The 18590-nt window shown below is 45.5% G+C and carries 14 protein-coding genes; 7 read left to right on the forward strand and 7 right to left on the reverse strand.

What is annotated here, in order from left to right:
* Positions 1 to 331 precede the first annotated feature (331 nt).
* From glnA to add, 6 genes are all read left to right on the forward strand, one after another.
* Entirely contained in the window at positions 332 to 1741 is a 1410-nt protein-coding gene (gene glnA, locus AACR11_RS20450) for a glutamate--ammonia ligase (RefSeq protein WP_005448527.1), read from the forward strand.
* Positions 1742 to 1937: 196 nt separating this feature from the next.
* Positions 1938 to 2519 carry a DUF4124 domain-containing protein gene (locus tag AACR11_RS20455; RefSeq protein ID WP_029788961.1) on the forward strand — a complete coding sequence of 194 codons (582 nt, stop codon included), beginning with the start codon at positions 1938 to 1940 and terminating at the stop codon, positions 2517 to 2519.
* A gap of 130 nt (positions 2520 to 2649) precedes the next feature.
* The gene (glnL, locus tag AACR11_RS20460) at positions 2650 to 3696 is read left to right on the forward strand and encodes a nitrogen regulation protein NR(II) (protein WP_005448530.1); all 1047 of its coding nucleotides are present in this window, start codon (positions 2650 to 2652) and stop codon (positions 3694 to 3696) included.
* Positions 3697 to 3756: 60 nt separating this feature from the next.
* Complete coding sequence (gene glnG, locus AACR11_RS20465; protein ID WP_005448532.1) at positions 3757 to 5160, forward strand: nitrogen regulation protein NR(I); 1404 nt, start codon at positions 3757 to 3759, stop codon at positions 5158 to 5160.
* A 112-nt stretch (positions 5161 to 5272) separates the two neighbouring features.
* Positions 5273 to 7819, forward strand: coding sequence for a bifunctional diguanylate cyclase/phosphodiesterase (locus tag AACR11_RS20470; RefSeq protein WP_079325100.1), 2547 nt, complete (start codon positions 5273 to 5275; stop codon positions 7817 to 7819).
* A gap of 148 nt (positions 7820 to 7967) precedes the next feature.
* Complete coding sequence (gene add / locus AACR11_RS20475) at positions 7968 to 8972, forward strand: adenosine deaminase (RefSeq protein WP_029788963.1); 1005 nt, start codon at positions 7968 to 7970, stop codon at positions 8970 to 8972.
* 67 nt (positions 8973 to 9039) lie between these two features.
* On the opposite strand, the gene hemN is transcribed toward add, so the two are convergent.
* From hemN to AACR11_RS20500, 5 genes are all read right to left on the reverse strand, one after another.
* On the reverse strand, positions 9040 to 10431 hold the full coding sequence (gene hemN / locus AACR11_RS20480) for an oxygen-independent coproporphyrinogen III oxidase (protein WP_005448537.1): 1392 nt from the start codon (positions 10429 to 10431) through the stop codon (positions 9040 to 9042).
* A 185-nt stretch (positions 10432 to 10616) separates the two neighbouring features.
* The gene (locus AACR11_RS20485) at positions 10617 to 11105 is read right to left on the reverse strand and encodes a DUF2489 domain-containing protein (protein WP_005448538.1); all 489 of its coding nucleotides are present in this window, start codon (positions 11103 to 11105) and stop codon (positions 10617 to 10619) included.
* A gap of 7 nt (positions 11106 to 11112) precedes the next feature.
* Positions 11113 to 11649, reverse strand: a complete 537-nt coding sequence (gene yihI, locus AACR11_RS20490) for a Der GTPase-activating protein YihI (protein WP_029788964.1) — start codon at positions 11647 to 11649, stop codon at positions 11113 to 11115.
* Positions 11649 to 12287, reverse strand: a complete 639-nt coding sequence (locus AACR11_RS20495) for a class I SAM-dependent methyltransferase (RefSeq protein ID WP_005448542.1) — start codon at positions 12285 to 12287, stop codon at positions 11649 to 11651. The genes yihI and AACR11_RS20495 overlap by 1 nt, the downstream gene beginning before the upstream one ends.
* 743 nt (positions 12288 to 13030) lie before the next feature.
* Positions 13031 to 13648 (reverse strand): c-type cytochrome, encoded by a 618-nt coding sequence (locus tag AACR11_RS20500; RefSeq protein WP_005448544.1) that lies wholly within the window; start codon positions 13646 to 13648, stop codon positions 13031 to 13033.
* A 159-nt stretch (positions 13649 to 13807) separates the two neighbouring features.
* On the opposite strand from AACR11_RS20500, the gene yihA reads away from it, so the two are divergent.
* Positions 13808 to 14467: a ribosome biogenesis GTP-binding protein YihA/YsxC gene (gene yihA / locus AACR11_RS20505; protein WP_029788966.1), complete on the forward strand. Its 660-nt coding sequence runs from the start codon at positions 13808 to 13810 to the stop codon at positions 14465 to 14467.
* Positions 14468 to 14982: 515 nt separating this feature from the next.
* Here the strand turns inward: yihA and AACR11_RS29900 are convergent.
* Both AACR11_RS29900 and polA read right to left on the reverse strand, forming a co-directional pair.
* Complete coding sequence (locus AACR11_RS29900; RefSeq protein ID WP_438356636.1) at positions 14983 to 15030, reverse strand: hypothetical protein; 48 nt, start codon at positions 15028 to 15030, stop codon at positions 14983 to 14985.
* A gap of 193 nt (positions 15031 to 15223) precedes the next feature.
* The gene (polA, locus tag AACR11_RS20510) at positions 15224 to 18016 is read right to left on the reverse strand and encodes a DNA polymerase I (RefSeq protein WP_029788967.1); all 2793 of its coding nucleotides are present in this window, start codon (positions 18014 to 18016) and stop codon (positions 15224 to 15226) included.
* Positions 18017 to 18590: the final 574 nt, after the last annotated feature.

Here is an 18590-nt window from a genome sequence, read left to right on the forward strand (position 1 = left end):
CAACTTTATTCCAATCGCGCATATTACAAATTGACTCTTGCTCAAAAACTGGGCTGAATAAGCAACGTAGTTGTCACATTGTGGTGCAATAATAAAATAATGCACCACAATGGTGCACCTACAGATCATTTTGGTGCAATCGTTTGCACCAAACTAGCGTATAAAAACGCAATCCATTGAAATTAATGGAATAATTTTTTTGGCACGGTTTTGGCTTTAGAGAAACCAGCATCGATTAATAAAATGTCAAACAGATTAATCAATGCTGGATTTAATTAATGTTTCATAAATCGAGCTTTTACCGCTTTATTAACACTGGAGGTTATCCAAGATGTCAGTAGAAAACGTTTTATCACTGATCCAAGAAAACGAAGTTAAGTTTGTTGACCTACGCTTCACTGATACAAAAGGTAAAGAGCAGCACATCTCTATCCCTGCTCACCAAATCGACGCAGACTTCTTCGAAGAAGGTAAAATGTTCGATGGTTCATCAGTTGCTGGCTGGAAAGGCATTAACGAATCAGACATGGTTATGATGCCAGACGCATCTTCTGCAGTGCTTGACCCATTCACTGAAGATGCAACGCTAAACATCCGTTGTGACATCCTTGAGCCTGCAACAATGCAAGGCTACGACCGCGACCCACGCTCTATCGCTAAGCGCGCAGAAGACTTCATGCGCTCTACTGGTATTGCAGACACCGTTCTTATCGGTCCTGAGCCAGAGTTCTTCCTATTCGACGACGTTAAGTTCGCAACTGACATGTCTGGTTCTTTCTTCAAGATTGATGACGTAGAAGCAGCATGGAACACAGGTTCTGATTACGAAGAAGGTAACAAAGGTCACCGTCCAGGCGTTAAAGGTGGTTACTTCCCAGTAGCTCCAGTAGATTCATCTCAAGACATCCGTTCTGCAATGTGTCTAGTAATGGAAGAAATGGGTCTAGTTGTAGAAGCGCACCACCACGAAGTAGCAACTGCGGGTCAAAACGAAATCGCAACTCGCTTCAACACGCTAACAACGAAAGCTGACGAGATTCAAATCTACAAGTACGTTGTACACAACGTTGCTCACGCATTTGGTAAGACGGCGACATTCATGCCTAAACCACTAGTTGGCGACAACGGTAGCGGCATGCACGTTCACCAATCTCTAGCAAAAGATGGCGTAAACCTATTTGCTGGTGACAAGTACGGCGGTCTATCTGAAACTGCACTTTACTACATCGGCGGTATCATCAAGCACGCTCGCGCAATCAACGCATTTGCGAACCCATCAACTAACTCGTACAAGCGTCTTGTACCAGGCTTCGAAGCACCAGTAATGCTAGCTTACTCAGCGCGTAACCGTTCTGCTTCTATCCGTATCCCAGTGGTACCAAGCCCTAAAGCGCGTCGTATCGAAGTTCGTTTCGGTGACCCAGCGGCTAACCCATACCTATGTTTCGCAGCAATGCTAATGGCTGGTCTTGACGGTATTAAGAACAAGATCCACCCAGGTGAAGCGATGGATAAAGACCTTTACGACCTACCAGCTGAAGAAGCAGCAGAAATCCCAACTGTTGCATACTCACTAAAAGATGCACTAGAAGAACTAGATGCAGACCGTGAGTTCCTAACTGCAGGTGGTGTATTCTCTGACGACTTCATCGATTCTTACATCGGTCTTAAGTCTCAAGACGTAGAGAAAGTAAACATGACAACTCACCCACTTGAGTTCGAACTTTACTACTCTGTATAAGGTTTCAGCTGTGTAAAATGTAAACGCAGTTACAAAATATTAGGCTCGCCTCGCAGGCGGGCCTTTTTTGTATTCGCTCACTCTATTTGGGCGTTTAACATGGAGGGATAACTAAAATACGCTCAGACTCTTTTGCTTGATAAGTCAAAGAGCTAAGCACCTAAACGTGAAATCATCTATCAAAAGAAGGTGAGCAATGAAAGTTCAGCTTTTACCATCACTATGCGCCCTCAGTAGTGTACTGATTGCAACGACAGCCTTAGCTCAAGTCGCGTACACTTGGGTGGATAAAGACGGTGTGGTGCACTTCAGTGACACACCAAACCAAGGCGCAAAGACCATCTCTCTGCCAAATCTTGAATCCAGCGCTCCAGCCCCTAAAGTGGAGAGCACCGAGTCTCTCGCTCCCCAAGCAAATGCAGTTCAGGAGCCGACCACAGAGAAAAAAACTAAAACGGATAAACCGTTACCCCTTTCCCTCACTATGCTCACTCCACAGCACGATGAAACCATTCGCAGTAACTCTGGTGTCATCAATATTCAGCTCGAAGCAAACCGCAAATTAGGCATAGGCGAACAACTGCAACTCATCCTTGATGGTAAGCCTTATGGAGCTCCTCAAAGCCGCTTAACTTGGCAGTTAAACAATATCGACCGTGGCACGCACACCCTTGCGGTAAAAGCCAAAAGAAGCGGCAAGCTTATTGCATCTACTAGCCCTATAACGGTGCATTTACATAGAGCGAGTATCAAGCCGACCATTAAAGGGGCAAAGTAGAATATTAAGTGAAAAAAACCGCACTCTGATGGCGCTTTTCACTTTTTCTTCTTAGATTTATTCGCCATACTTACGTTCTATTGCACCAATATAGTGCAACGCACAATCACAACGCAAACAAGGACGTAATGTGGATACCAGTCTCTCCAGTGCCATTCTCAATAATATGGTGACAGCTACGCTGATTCTTGATGATGGGTTAGCGGTACGTTACGCCAATCCCGCGGCTGAGTTGTTGTTCTCACAAAGTGCTAAACGCATTGTTGAACAGTCGTTATCTCAGTTAATTCAGCATGCGTCACTGGATCTCGCCCTGCTCACTCAACCATTGCAGAGCGGACAAAGCATCACTGACAGTGACGTCACTTTTGTCGTCGATGGGCGTCCTTTGATGCTCGAAGTCACCGTCAGTCCTATTACATGGCAAAAACAGCTGATGTTGTTGGTTGAGATGCGCAAAATTGATCAGCAACGCCGCCTCACTCAAGAGCTCAATCAACACGCTCAACAACAAGCGGCGAAACTGTTAGTACGCGGTTTGGCGCATGAAATTAAAAACCCACTCGGCGGTTTACGCGGCGCAGCACAACTATTGGAAAAAATGCTGCCCGACCCTTCCTTGACGGAATACACACACATCATCATTGAACAAGCCGACCGATTGAGAGCCTTGGTTGATCGTCTTCTTGGACCGCAAAAGCCGGGTAAGAAAGCACAAGAAAACTTGCACCAAGTGTTGGAGAAGGTACGTCAATTAGTCGAATTGGAGTCACAGCATTCGATTGTCATCGAACGAGACTACGATCCGAGCTTGCCAGAGATTTTGATGGACGCGGACCAAATCGAGCAGGCAATGCTCAACATCGTCAGCAATGCGGCACAGATTCTGTCCCACCAAGAACACGGTAAAATCACCATACGCACCAGAACGGTGCATCAAGCCAACATTCATGGTCAGCGTTGCAAACTCGCGGCTCGCGTTGAAATCACTGATAACGGACCGGGAATTCCACCCGAACTGCAAGACACGCTTTTCTACCCCATGGTCAGCGGACGCGAAGGCGGAACCGGACTTGGGCTATCTATTTCACAAAATTTGATCGACCAGCATAACGGCAAGATTGATGTCGAGAGTTGGCCAGGTCACACCACTTTTACTATTTATTTGCCAATCTGACTTGGTTAATTGGCTTTGCTATTCGTCAGTTTTTAGGCTTTTGCTGCAAGGATTTATTACATGAGTAAAGGATATGTTTGGGTCGTCGATGACGACAGTTCGATTCGTTGGGTCATGGAGAAAACCCTCTCCTCAGCCGACATCAAATGCGAAACCTATGCGGATGGGGAAAGCGTTTTAATGGCGCTAGAACGTGAAGTACCAGACGTTTTAGTTTCTGACATTCGCATGCCGGGTATCGATGGCTTAGAGCTATTAAAACAAGTACAACGCGACTACCCAGATCTCCCCGTCATCATCATGACGGCGCATTCCGATTTAGATGCGGCAGTGAACGCCTACCAAAAAGGCGCTTTTGAATACTTGCCCAAACCGTTTGATATCGACGAAACGCTCACATTGGTAGAGCGCGCCATCGCTCACAGCCAAGAGAACAAGCGCGAGCAACTTCTACCGGACGATATCCCTACTGATACACCTGAAATCATTGGTGAAGCACCAGCAATGCAAGAAGTATTTCGTGCTATCGGTCGTTTATCGCGCTCTTCTATTTCTGTTCTGATCAACGGTGAGTCGGGTACCGGCAAAGAATTGGTTGCTCATGCCTTGCACCGCCACAGTCCGCGCGCCAACAAACCTTTTATTGCCCTCAATATGGCTGCGATCCCAAAAGACTTGATTGAATCGGAACTGTTTGGTCACGAGAAAGGCGCATTTACTGGTGCCAATAGCGTCCGTCAAGGTCGCTTTGAGCAAGCCAATGGTGGCACGCTGTTTTTGGATGAAATCGGTGACATGCCATTAGATATTCAGACCCGATTATTGCGCGTGTTGGCGGATGGTCAGTTTTATCGCGTTGGCGGACACTCTCCAATCCGTGTCGACGTTCGTATTGTCGCAGCCACCCACCAAAACCTTGAAAAATTGGTCCATGAGGGTGATTTCCGCGAGGATTTATTCCATCGTTTGAACGTTATTCGCGTGCAAATCCCCGCACTGAGAGAACGTAAGCAAGACATTGAAAAACTCACCCAACACTTCCTCGTTCGAGCGGCTGATGAACTCGGTGTTGAAACCAAAACCCTGCATCCATCTTCGGTGGAAATTCTTAATCGCCTTGATTGGCCGGGTAACGTTCGCCAACTGGAAAACATCTGTCGCTGGTTAACCGTTATGGCCAGCGGAAGTGAGGTGCTACCTAGCGATTTACCTGCCGAATTGCTGGAAGAAAAGAAAATCATCACTGAAACCACCAGCGGCAGTTGGCAAGAACAATTGGCGGATTGGGCACGCCATGCGCTAGAAGCTGGGGATAAAGAACTGCTTTCCTACGCTTTACCAGAATTTGAGCGCATTTTATTGGAAGCCGCATTAGAACATACTAAAGGTCATAAGCAAGATGCCGCTAAAGTATTAGGTTGGGGACGCAATACCCTAACCAGAAAATTGAAAGAACTGTACTGACCTTAAGCGGCAACGAGTTTGACAAAAGGTTATCAAGCGCACACTTTTGCTCTCGCTTGATAACCTAAGTATCAGTACAATTATGGTACGACACCCCTTATATGGCTAGGCAATGTCAAACGCAACGACTCAAATTACACTACGCACCGCTGTACTCATCCCTTTTGTGATGATTTTTTTGCTGGCTATCAGTGTGATTGTTTACGTCCAGAAACAGAGCTATGAAGAGGTTGTTACCGACATCAGTGACAAACAGCTTTCTGTATTAACAGAAAGTGTCCACGATCATCTGAATGATTACCTGCGCAAGCCTTTCACTGCAGTGACTGCGCTTGGTCACAACGTTAGTTACCACAATCTTTATCGCCCGCACGACACCAAAGAAATCCAAGACTATCTGTTAAGTGCCTTTAAGGATTTGTATCATTCGATCCCACAGTTAGATGTCATTGCATTCGGTTCAGAATCTGGGGATTTTACAGGTTTTCGTCGTGAATCTGATGGCGCCTATACACTGATGCTTCAAGACCATCGAACCAATGGCAACTTAGTGATTTACGGTAGTGAAACCATCAGTGATGACATTCGCACCATCATCGAGCCTTACGATCCTCGCACTCGTCCTTGGTACCAACCCATCGCTCAAGACAACAAACCTCGTTGGTCGAGCATCTATGCTAATGCCGACGAACGTCAAGACATCACTCTGTCAGCGATGACGCCTATCTATGAAATGGGTGAGTTTGCTGGTGTGTTGGTAACCGATGTGCGCATCAATACGTTTAACTTATTTTTGCAAAAGCTTAAGCAAGATACGAATGCCTCGGTTTACATCATGGACCAAGAGCAACGCTTAGTGGCGCACTCTGGACAAGGTAGTGTTATTTCTTGGGGGACAAAGTTCTCAGATAAAGGTCAGCGCTTATTCGCTTCAGAAAGCGCAGATCCAGTCATTCAGATGAGCGCGGCTCGCGTCAGTGGCAAAAACCTAAGCTACAGCGATAAGCCTTATACTTTTGAGTTCGACTTCAACGGTCAGCGCACCTTTAGCCGAGTCACGCCATATCATGATGCTAACGGTTTAACTTGGTTTATTGGCACTTCGATCTCTGAGACAGAACTGCTTGGCACCCTACCAAAGAACCAGCAAAGAAGCTGGATGGTGGGTATTTTCGTTAGCTTGGTTGGCATCGTCATTAGCATGCTTATCTTCAGCCGAGTTACTCGCCCCATCAATGCCACAGCGACAGCAGCCCAACACCTTGCGAAAGGCGATTGGGATAGCACTATGCCTCGTCCTGGTTATGTGTACGAGACGACTATTCTGGTGCAAGCGTTTAACGAGATGGCAAGCAACCTCAAAGCGTCCTTTAAAGCACTGCGTGAACAACTTGAGTTTGATTCTCTAACCCGCCTGTATAGCCGCCAAGGGCTAATAGAAGTGAGTGACAGCTTACCTCACTCAGGGCAAGGGAGTTTGTATCTTATTGGGATCAACAAATTTAGAGATATCAATGACAGTGTTGGTCATCACAACGGCGATAAGCTTCTGATACACATCGCTGAACGCCTTAAACAGCAACTGCAAGATGAAGCGACACTAGCGCGCATCGGTGGTGATGAGTTTGCCGTATTCATGCCCAACACAAACAGTGATAGCGACATCAGCTTAGTTGAGCGCCGTTTACACCAACTGTTGGCAGCACCATTTGTTCTTGATGGTGAAACGGTCGTCATTAAAGTTTCTATTGGCGTCGTACGCACTCAGCCCGATCAGACAATGTCTTTATGGCTGCGTAATGCCAGTATTGCTTTGAGTTACGCGAAACAAGATTCTCGCACCAGCGTCTGCCACTACAGTCCTGAAATGGCGAGCGCGTCTAAATTCCGAACTCAGATGATCGCTAAGATTCAAACAGGCATCGATAACCGTGAATTTGTGCCTTTCTACCAACCTATTATTGATCTTGCATCAGGCAACATTTGTGGCGCCGAAGCACTCGCACGCTGGCACAGTGATTCGGGAATGGTCTCTCCGTTAGATTTCATCCCAATCGCCGAAGAAAGCGGCATGATCAAGACCATTGGTCAACAAATCTTATTCCAAGCGTGTAGTGATACTCGTAAAGCAATCGACAGTAAACGTTGGCCTGAAGACTTCCAATTACACGTTAATGTGTCGGTTCATCAGCTTTCAAGCCCTAACTTTGTTGAATCCGTAGCGAAAGTGCTGCGAACAACGGGTCTGCCTGCCACCAATGTGACGCTGGAGATCACCGAGTCGCGCATCATCGACAGCGCACCAACGACACTGGACAATTTGCTCAAACTGCGAGAAATGGGACTAGGCATTGCTATTGATGACTTCGGCACAGGTTACTCATCTCTGGCTTACTTACACGCATTACCGTTTACCTGCTTGAAGATAGATCGCACCTTTATTAATCGTCTGACTAAAGAGAACCTCGACAGCTCTGTTGTATCAGCGATCATCAACATCACCAAAGGCATGAAGACCAATGTAGTAGCAGAAGGCGTGGAAACGGCTGCGCAAGCACAACTGCTCAGTTCACTTGGCTGTAATCAGGTTCAGGGTTTCTACTACAGTCGCCCAATGCCGATGGAAGAATGGCCAACACATTTGGTTAACATGAAGTAGAAAACAGCTGAAATCGTTGATTTCCTAGTCATCCTCTACTGACAACTTGCCTAACTGTTATTTATACTTAACTGCAAATCTTCCCCATGTATTGTCATTGATAATGTTTGGGCTGAGTTCCTGTTCACAACAAACCCGGATCGCCATAATGATAACTAAGAATCTTCCCCTAACTGATTTGCACCGTCACCTTGACGGCAACATTCGTACTAAGACTATTCTTGAGCTTGGTCAGCAATTTGGTATTGCGCTACCTGCTTACGACATCGAATCACTAACACCACACGTTCAAATTGTTGAAGCTGAGCCATCTCTTGTTGCTTTCCTTTCTAAGCTTGATTGGGGCGTAGCAGTGTTGGGTGATCTAGATGCGTGTCGCCGCGTTGCTTACGAAAACGTTGAAGACGCACTAAACGCGCAAATTGATTACGCAGAACTGCGTTTCTCTCCATACTACATGGCGATGAAACATAAACTACCAGTCGCAGGCGTAGTAGAAGCAGTAGTTGATGGCGTGCAAGCGGGTATGCGTGATTTCGGTATCAAGGCAAACCTAATCGGTATCATGAGCCGTACTTTCGGTACTGATGCGTGTCAGCAAGAGCTTGATGCAATCCTTAGCCAAAAAGACCACATGGTTGCCGTTGACCTTGCTGGTGATGAGCTTGGTCAACCAGGTGACCGTTTTGTGTCTCACTTCAAACAAGTGCGCGACGCAGGTCTGAATGTAACGGTGCACGCAGGTGAAGCGGCTGGCGCAGAAAGCATGTGGCAAGCTATTCAAGAGCTTGGAGCGACACGTATCGGTCACGGTGTGAAAGCAATCCACGATCCTAAACTGATGGATTACCTTGCAGAAAACCGTATTGGTATTGAATCGTGCCTAACGTCAAACTTCCAAACTAGCACTGTTGAATCATTAGCAAACCACCCACTGAAACAGTTCCTAGATCACGGCGTACTTGCGTGTCTAAACACGGACGATCCAGCAGTGGAAGGTATTGAACTGCCTTACGAATACGAAGTGGCGGCACCAGCAGCAGGCCTAACTCAAGAACAGATTCGCCAAGCGCAAATCAACGGTCTAGATATCGCTTTCCTATCAGATGCAGAAAAAACTGAACTGAAAGAAAAAGTGAAATATCGCGCTTAATTGCCGCAAAAACATAAAAAAATGCCAGCATTTGCTGGCATTTTTTATATCTAGAATCGGCTAAAGATTAGATAACGCGCGAGAATTGCTGCTGACGCGCTTTCGCTCTTAGGTATTTATCGAAGCTCATGCAGATGTTACGGATCAACAGACGACCACGAAGCGTAACGCGAATTTCACGGTCATCCACTTCCACTAACTCGTCATTAATGAAGGTTTGTAGTAGCTCTAGGTCTTCTTTGAAGTATTGCTCAAACTTAACGCCAAATTCAGACTCAATCGCCTTCTTATCCAGCTTAAAGTTACAGATAAGCTGTTTGATCACTTCACGACGTAGCAAATCATCCGCATCCAGTGATACACCTTTCCACAGCGCGTGGCGAGATTCATTCACTTGTGCGTAGTACTTTTTCAATTCTTTTTGGTTTTGTGCGTAGGCATCACCAATCATTGAAATTGCAGAAACACCAAAGCCTACCAAGTCACATTCACCTTGCGTCGTGTAACCTTGGAAGTTGCGGTGCAAGATGCCTTCACGTTGAGCAACAGCAAGCTCATCATCTGGCATGGCAAAGTGGTCCATACCGATGAACTGGTAACCAGCACCTGTTAGCGTAGCGATGGTGTCTTGTAGAATCGCCATCTTCTCTTCCGCTTTTGGCAAATCTTCGTCTTTGATCTTACGCTGCGCAGCAAACAGTTGTGGCATGTGCGCATAGTTAAACACAGACAAACGACCTGGCTGCATTTCTAACACTTGCTCTAGTGTCTTCGCAAAAGATGCCTTAGTTTGCTTCGGTAAACCATAAATCAAATCAAGGTTGGTTGAGCGGAAACCAAGTTCTTTTGCGCGAGCAACCATCGCAAAGATAAATGCTTCATCTTGCTCACGGTTCACGAGCTGTTGAACTTCTTTATTGAAATCCTGCACGCCAATGCTCAGACGGTTGAAGCCTTCACCACGCAAGTGATCCAGCATAGTGAGCTCGATTTCACGTGGGTCAACTTCAATACTGATTTCCGCATCCGCACTAAACGTAAACTCTTGGCGTAGCAAGTTCATCACACGCGTGATTTGCTTTTCAGATAGGAAAGTTGGTGTACCACCACCAAAGTGCAATTGAGTCACCTGGCGTTCACCCAATAGTGACGCGCGTTGACGAATCTCGTGCTCAAGTACATCCAAGTATTCGTCAGCCTTATGCGAATGGCGAGTAATGACTTTATTACAGCCACAGTAGTAGCAAAGCTTGTGACAAAACGGAATGTGAACGTACAGAGATAGCGGACGATCTGGGTACTGAGTGCATGCCATATCGTAGTCCGAAATGGTAAACGCTTCATGAAACTCCAGTGCTGTCGGGTACGACGTGTAGCGCGGGCCAGAGTAGTTGTACTTATCCAATACCGCTTGATCCCAGACGATTTGCTGTTTCGATTCAGTGTGTTGATTCGACATGGTGGTACTTTCCGTTAAATGCTAGGGAGACGAAAGCCGTCGCCCGATATTCAGAAACCGTTATTTTGCCATACGACGATGACAACTACGGTAGTCGCTGTCGGCTTTTTAAGTATAAAACCAAAGAAGTGCTAGCGTGATCACGATACCCCCATTGGTTATAAGGAAACCATCGGGGGCACCAATTAGATCATCTGAATATTGATTTGGTTATTCAGTGGCTGAACGTCTTTTTGCAACACTTTGAGCTCTTCGATGATCGCGTCCGTTAAGCGCTGTTCAGCTTTGTGACGCGTCAGGTTCTGTTGCATACGTTCTTTTTTGGCAAGCTGCTGGCGATCTTCGCCGCGCGCCATATCTTTCACGGTATGGTACAACTCAGAAATCGCAGGGTATGTGGCATCAAAATCGATACGGTCTTCACCTTGGACATAATCCATGATGTTGTAAACACGAATACTGATTTCCGACAAGTCACATTGCCCTTGGATGCCCGCCTGACACAAGGTATGCACGTTCTCAAAAATGTTGGCGTTACGCTTATCGATCGCCAATTTTTGATGCTTCAGCTGCAATTCCTTTTGCTTTTTCAATTGAAGCAGAAGGTAACCTGCATAAGAAGCCAGCGCGATAATAATCACTGCACCCGCAATCGCTAATAAGGTTACGTTCATGGATTACTTATCCTTTGTAGTCGTCGAAGTTGATATCGTCGAAGTCTGCAAGTAGATCGTCGTCGTTACGAGACCCTTTTACTGCTGGCGCAGTAAAGTCTTCTTCCGGCTCTAGTAGACCTAGTTGATCCATTAGCTTCTCGATGCGATCTAGCTTCTCGTCTACATATTTCTGTAAACCAGTACCTAGGTTCTCACCCGCTTCGATACGATCCAACAACACGTTCAATTGCGCATCGTTTTCTAGCATCTCTAGCTCTTGCTCAGCAGATAGACGACGCTCTTGTTTCGTTTGCTTCTTCGCTGGCTCAACAATCAGAGGAATCTTCTTCTTGCTGCCTAAGCGAGGATCGCGTTTTTGCGCTGCGGCTTGTTTCTTCTGCTCTTCCGCATCAGAGTTGCGGCTACCAGTCTTCAAGCCTTTACGCTTTTTCGCGCGCTTACGTAGACGACCTTCTACATCTGATTCTGTACGGTTACGAGTTACTACAAACTCAGGTGCGCCAGAGGCACCTGGCTTTCTTGATTTCTTTTTACGGCTCATTACTGGGTCTTCCTCAGTAAAATTACATCATTACCAATAAATTCGAGTTCGAGCTTATCCCGCTCTGCTAGGAACTGGAACGTATCACGGCTAAAGAACACCACATGCGTTGGATCGTTCTTATAGTGCCATGTCCGAAAGGCTTCTACATCGATGACCATTTTCGTCATCAGGCCTATCCAGCCACCTGGCTTAACTAAATTCAACCATTGCTTCCACACCATATCTGGGTGGTAGAGGTGTTCGATCACCTCTGTTGCTGTCATGAAATCGTACTGCTTTTCCAACACACAAGTATCTGGGTGATAGTAAAGATCGTACAACGCCATGTTGTGCCCCGCTTCTTCTAGCATTAAGGAAAGCGTAGGGCCCGGACCACAACCAAAGTCGATTCCGTTCGATTGTGGTGAAATTCGCTCTGCGATTGGGTCAGCAATTCGTGCCAAAAAACGGCGATATCCCATATCTTCAGGATTGTTCTCATGCAGATCATAGTGAGCTTTTTCAGTTTCCGCATCCAAACGTTGGTCTGGATTGACGAATACCAAACTGCACTGCTCACATTGAAGATACTCGCGTTGCTTATCTTCAAAAAAGTGGTGAGTGCGCTGATTCTGGCATAAAGGACAGGTGTGCATGCTGACTTCCTCAAACAGGGATGCGAAACATACCAGAAAGTGGACTCAGATTGGAGTGTTACTGGATACTTTTTCAGCAGTTTTTGTTAAAAAAGTTTTTATCGGAATTGAAGGTATAAAAAAAGCGACAGTGAGACTGTCGCTTTCTGAATGCCACCAACAGTGGCGAAACTGTGTTGCACTCATTTGGTGCACCAAGAATCCTTTTGTTTTTCGAGCTTTCCTTGCCAAAAAGTGTTGTTCTTCATCTTCCTGATGAGTTTTGGCTATCCGTTTACTTCCTGTCTACTGAGCTACTTCCTGAGCTTGATCCGTTTCGCTGTCTTAACCGTTAGACTAGATGACCATCCATATCTGATAGGCTCCTTGCCTACCTAAGTCCCTTTTCCGACTATCAAACGTCCTTCGTTTGCGTCCTTGGAGACCTTATATCCATGGTCTAAATTCCTGTCATTCACTCCTTGTGAACAGCCTCTACTTTACGGACTGGATAAAAACCGACAAGTCATTGAAAAAAATTATTGATAGGTTTTTTGGGTCAAAAATAAATAGTTCAATCTATCAATAACTTAAAGAACAAGATGAGAAATAGTATCGAACAAGTATGGCAAATGTCTCACAAAGCACCGAGCTAACTATCACTTGTGAATTAAAATCCATGTGTGATCAAGATCACTAACAAAAATGCCCCAGCAAAAAAGCTAGGGCATATTTGTATAACTGTGCTCGAACTATGTAGGGGTTTAGTGCAGACCGCCAACGTATTTCGACAGAACTTCGATGTCTTCGTCTGTCATTTTTTTCGCGATGTCACGCATCATGGCGTTCATATCGTTACCACGGTTACCATCACGGAACTTTTCTAGCTGAGCTTTGATGTAGTCAGAGTGCTGACCAGAAATTTTAGGGAAACCTGAAAGCTCAGTGCCGTTACCACGAGGGCCGTGACATGCGATACATGCGGTTAGACCGCGTTCTGCGTTACCAGCGGTGTAAAGTACTTTACCTTTGTCAACAACATCTTCTGGTGTTGAACTCTCTGAGATTGGTAGAGAGGCATAGTATGCAGATAGATCAGCGATGTCTTCATCGCTCAGTGGCATTGCCATACCACTCATCACAGGGTCGTAACGACCTTGCTTACCACCACTAGTCATACCTAGTTTTAGATCTTTTAACTGCTTCTCAAGATACTTAGCGTGTTGGCCTGCAAGTTTCGGGTACATTGCGATTGCACTGTTACCGTCCGCTCCGTGACAGGCGACACAAGTTTGTGATTTTGCTTTACCAGCTTCAATATTACCTTGGGCCCATACTGAGCAACTGGCTAAAAGACTCAAAATTAGCGCTAATTTCTTCATGACATTCCATTATAATTATCAAGCTTCCAGTACCACGGAATGTGAACATACCGCGTACACTCATGGTACAATAGGCGACCTTATGCCGAGCACGGTTATTTTACACAATTTCACAAAAAAGTAATCAATCGACTACACAAAGTCGAGATGGAGTTAACAGTGAGCGTAAAAATTCATTACCAAAACACGCATTTCATCACCAGCGCACCCGATATTCGTCACTTACCTGAGGACGAAGGTGTCGAAATTGCGTTTGCAGGACGCTCAAACGCTGGTAAATCGAGTGCACTTAACCGTCTTACTAACCAAAAAAGCTTAGCAAAGACATCAAAGACACCAGGTCGTACTCAATTGATCAACCTTTTCAAAGTGGAAGAAGGTTGTCACATTGTCGATTTGCCAGGATATGGCTTCGCTCAAGTACCGGTTGAGATGAAGAACAAATGGCAAAAATCATTAGGTGAATACCTACAGAAACGCGAGTGCCTAAAGGGCTTGGTGGTTCTGATGGACATCCGTCACCCAATGAAAGATCTCGACCAACAAATGATTTTCTGGGCAATCGACAGCCGCATCCCTGTTCAAGTTCTTCTGACTAAAGCAGACAAACTGAAAAGCGGTGCTCGCAAACAAACGCTACTGAAAATCCGCAAGCAAGTGGAAACATTTGGTGGTGACGTATCGGTTGATGTGTTCTCTTCACTGAAAGGTCTAGGTGTCGATCAGCTACGTGCCAAACTGGACACTTGGTTTGCACCAGCATTTGCACACTTGATTGAAGAAGACGAGCAAGACGCTCCAGAGAGCGGCGAAGAATAATTAACAAAATTTGTTAAATTTTTTCGACACAGCCCTGCCTTTTGGTAGGGCTTTTGTTTATCTGTCATCTAAAAACGTGAATTTCAGGCAATAAAAATCCCCACCTTCCTGGCAGGGATAACGGGAGAGAAAAATTGGTAATTATTGTTATGTGGCGAAGCATTACTGAACTGAGATTCGATTTCAATAGGTTAAAAAGCAATCTTATTTCCTGCTCACCGACAAATATCCCCACCCAAACCATCCAATAGTCTTAATATTCAGATAGTTAAGTTAAACGAAGTATCAAAAAGACGTAACTTAGTTTCTTTCAAGAAAAAATAATAGTGTGACTGGCGTAAATTTACAGCATGAATAACGCAATAAATTTGAAGGAAAAATCGAGATTTTGCAGTGGCTTAGAGAGGTCAAAAAAGAAGGTTTTTGAGGATTTAGCTTAACTTACTGATCAAAAAGAAATTTTTCTTTCGCCCAATAAAAAACGCCCCAGTCAAAAACTGACTGGGGCGGCTGAATCAGCCTAATCCAATAACGTGAAACAAAAGGTCTGAAAGATAGAACATCTTACCTCTGTACCCTACGAGAGATAATGTACAACAATTGGTCAGATTTGCAAAGAACTTTTGTAGTTTTTTTTCATGAAAGTTTTATTAAGCAACATTAAATCTCAGATCTGATTTGCTTTTTTAATGACACAAAAAAGCCAGCGTTTGTGCGCTGGCTCATACTAAATGGGCTAAATTGGCTTAAAAATGACTAGTGTGCTTGATCCCAGTTGTCACCGTGACCTGCTTCTGCCACTAGAGGCACTTTCAGCTCTGCTGCAGATTCCATCAAATTCTGTACTTTACTTTCAATTTCGGACAAAGACGACTCTTCAACTTCAAATACCAGTTCATCGTGTACTTGCATCAGAAGTTTCACTCGACCGTTGCCTTCTTCTTGAATCCACTGATTAACTAACAACATCGCTTTCTTGATGATGTCCGCAGCGGTACCTTGCATCGGTGCATTGATCGCTGCACGTTCTGCCGCCTTACGACGCATGCCGTTACGAGATTGAATTTCAGGAAGGTGTAGACGGCGACCAAAGATGGTCTCGACGAAGCCTTGCTCTGAAGCCGCACTGCGCGTGTCTTCCATGTACTGCATCACGCCTGGATAGCGCTCGAAGTACTTGTCCATGTACGCTTGTGCTTCACCACGAGGAATACCCAGTTGCTTCGCCAAACCAAATGCACTCATGCCGTAGATTAGACCGAAGTTAACCGCTTTCGCACGGCGACGTTGCTCACTTGAAACGTCTTCAATAGAAACGCCCATGATTTCTGCTGCCGTTGCTGCGTGGATATCTTTACCATCACGGAACGCATCAAGCAGTGCTTGGTCACCTGATAGGTGCGCCATAATACGCAATTCAATCTGAGAGTAGTCGACTGCCAGAATCTTGTAACCCGTAGGGGCAACGAATGCCTGACGAATACGACGACCTTCTTCATTACGAATTGGGATGTTCTGCAAGTTAGGATCGGTTGAAGATAGACGACCCGTTGCTGTCACCGCTTGGTGGTAAGAAGTATGCACACGACCCGTTGATGGGTTGATCATCTTCGGCAACTTATCGGTGTACGTTGATTTTAGCTTCGCCAGACCACGGTATTCCAAAATCAGTTTTGGTAGTGGGTAATCCAGAGCCAGCTCTTGCAGCACTTCTTCATTGGTAGAAGGTGTGCCTGATGGCGTCTTCTTGATAACTGGTAGACCCATTTTTTCAAACAGAAGCGCTTGCAGTTGCTTCGGTGAGTTCATATTGAACTCTTGTTCTGCAATCTCGTACGCCTTTTGCTCAAGCTCATCCAGACGAGCGGCAATTTCTACCGACTGCGCGCTAAGCTTCATGTCATCAATCAACACACCAGTGCGCTCAATGCGAGACAGCACTGGCACGAGTGGCATTTCGATTTCTTCGTATACGGTTTTTAGCTTTTCATCTTGTTCGATGTTGGCAAACAAACGGTTATGTAGGCGAAGTGTCACGTCTGCATCTTCTGCAGCATATGGTGAAGCTTCATCCAGATCGATTTGGTTGAAGGTCAGTTGGTTTTTACCTTTACCTGCGATTTGCTCGAATGAAATGCAGCTGTGCTGTAGGAAGCGCAGTGCCAAGCTGTCCATATCGTGCTTGCCGCCTACACTGTTGTAGACGTAAGACGCCAACATGGTGTCGTGCTTGATGCCTTTCATCTCAATGCCGTAGCGAGCCAGCACAGACGCATCGTATTTTAGGTTTTGACCGACTTTCGCCTGAGCCTCATCTTCAAGAATCGGCTTTAGCTGTGCCAGTACCCAATCACGATCCAGCTGCTGCGGCGCATCTAGGTAGTCGTGAGCCACTGGTACATAAGCCGCAATACCTTCATCTGTTGCAAATGACAAACCAACCAAGTTTGCCACCATGTAATCTAGGCTGTCGGTTTCGGTATCAAACGCGAATAACTCCGATGCTTTTAGTTTGTCTAACCAAGCATTAAATGAAGCTTCATCTAGGATGGTTTCGTACTGGCTACGGTCGATTTTTACTGCTGAGGTGTCCATATCTGCTTTAGATGAAGCAGAACCACCACGCGCTGCGCCGGTTGATTCATCCGCTTCAACTACACCCGTGCCGCCTTCTAATAGCTCATTCAACCAAGACTTAAACGTCAACTGACCGTACAGTTTGATCAGTTCATCTGTGCTTGGTTCTGCTTTTAGCAATGATTCTGGCGTCTCTTCCAGCTCCACATCCAGCTTGATGGTCGCAAGCTCGTAAGACAGCATTGCGTTGTCTTTGTTATCCACTAACTTCTTCGCCATGGTTTTTGAACCACGAAAGCCAAGCGCTGCAATATCGTCGAGGTTTTCATACAGCTTTGTCAGACCGCCAATGCCTTGTAGCAAAGCAGTTGCTGTTTTATCACCCACACCCGGAACGCCAGGAATGTTATCAACTTTATCGCCCATCAACGCTAGGTAATCGATGATCAATTCTGGTGGGATACCAAACTTCTCAACCACACCTTCACGATCCATCACAACGTTTGTCATGGTGTTGATCAAGGTAACGTTGTCATCCACCAACTGCGCCATATCTTTATCGCCAGTACTGATCAAAACAGGCATGCCTTGTTGCGATGCTTGATAAGCCAGAGTACCAATCACGTCATCGGCTTCTACGCCTGGAATACAGATCAATGGCAGACCCATCGCACGAATAACGTTATGCAGAGGTTCAATCTGGCAACGAAGATCGTCCGGCATTGGTGGACGATTCGCTTTGTATTCCGGGTACATATCGTCACGGAAGGTTTTACCCTTCGCATCGAAAACCACTGCGATACGATCAGAAGCAAACTGACGCATCATGCTGCGCAACATGTTCACTACACCGTAAACTGCGTTAGTTGGGATTTCACCGTTACTCATCGTGCCTGGGTAAGCGTGAAAAGCGCGATATAGGTAAGAAGAGCCGTCGATCAGAATCAACGGATTTTCAGGAATACTTGCCATAATTGTCTGTATCCAAATCAGTACTTAATAGATCTGCTTAGAATGCCATGACTGCTGATCCGAATCTATCTTGTTCGCTCGATCAAGGTCGCGGAAATTTTCCGATGTTATTCACGAAATTTGCACCTTCTTGTGGATAACTCTGTTTATAGAAATTATCCACTGGTTATCCAACGGAAATAAAACCAACAAAACACCAACGTAAGATATTGTTTTTAATAAAAATAAATACCAACAGGCGAGAAGATCAACGATCCTAAAATGATCATGACATGTGGAAAAGTTGCCAATAGAGGCGTCAATTAGAAATCTCAGAAAAGAAAAAAGCGACCCAATTGGGTCGCCTAGCAGAAGTGGTGAAGCTATTTCCATTTATATGGCAGCTTAACCAAGAAGCTATAAATTACACTGGAAGCAATGTGAGCAATGTCGTGTCAAAAAGAATTCGTGCAAGTTCTGGGGAAAATGTTTCATTACCTTCTCAACACTCAGTTAATTAGCAACTCAACGTCCTTGTGAACTTTCCTCATTCCCTAAGACAGGTTTAATAATAATGATTCTCATTTAACAGTCA

Origin of the sequence: Vibrio sp. L85, from assembly GCF_963871815.1 — a bacterium.
Lineage (GTDB): Bacteria > Pseudomonadota > Gammaproteobacteria > Enterobacterales > Vibrionaceae > Vibrio > Vibrio harveyi.

Excerpts from the sequence above, each read along its gene's own strand:
- hemN (WP_005448537.1), bottom strand. The coding sequence starts at position 10,431 with ATGTCGAATCAACACACTGAATCGAAACAGCAAATCGTCTGGGATCAA.
- AACR11_RS20495 (WP_005448542.1), bottom strand. The coding sequence starts at position 12,287 with ATGCACACCTGTCCTTTATGCCAGAATCAGCGCACTCACCACTTTTTT.
- polA (WP_029788967.1), bottom strand. The coding sequence starts at position 18,016 with ATGGCAAGTATTCCTGAAAATCCGTTGATTCTGATCGACGGCTCTTCT.
- AACR11_RS20455 (WP_029788961.1), top strand. The coding sequence starts at position 1,938 with ATGAAAGTTCAGCTTTTACCATCACTATGCGCCCTCAGTAGTGTACTG.
- yihI (WP_029788964.1), bottom strand. The coding sequence starts at position 11,649 with ATGAGCCGTAAAAAGAAATCAAGAAAGCCAGGTGCCTCTGGCGCACCT.
- AACR11_RS20485 (WP_005448538.1), bottom strand. The coding sequence starts at position 11,105 with ATGAACGTAACCTTATTAGCGATTGCGGGTGCAGTGATTATTATCGCG.
- AACR11_RS20500 (WP_005448544.1), bottom strand. The coding sequence starts at position 13,648 with ATGAAGAAATTAGCGCTAATTTTGAGTCTTTTAGCCAGTTGCTCAGTA.
- add (WP_029788963.1), top strand. The coding sequence starts at position 7,968 with ATGATAACTAAGAATCTTCCCCTAACTGATTTGCACCGTCACCTTGAC.
- glnA (WP_005448527.1), top strand. The coding sequence starts at position 332 with ATGTCAGTAGAAAACGTTTTATCACTGATCCAAGAAAACGAAGTTAAG.
- glnG (WP_005448532.1), top strand. The coding sequence starts at position 3,757 with ATGAGTAAAGGATATGTTTGGGTCGTCGATGACGACAGTTCGATTCGT.
- AACR11_RS20470 (WP_079325100.1), top strand. The coding sequence starts at position 5,273 with ATGTCAAACGCAACGACTCAAATTACACTACGCACCGCTGTACTCATC.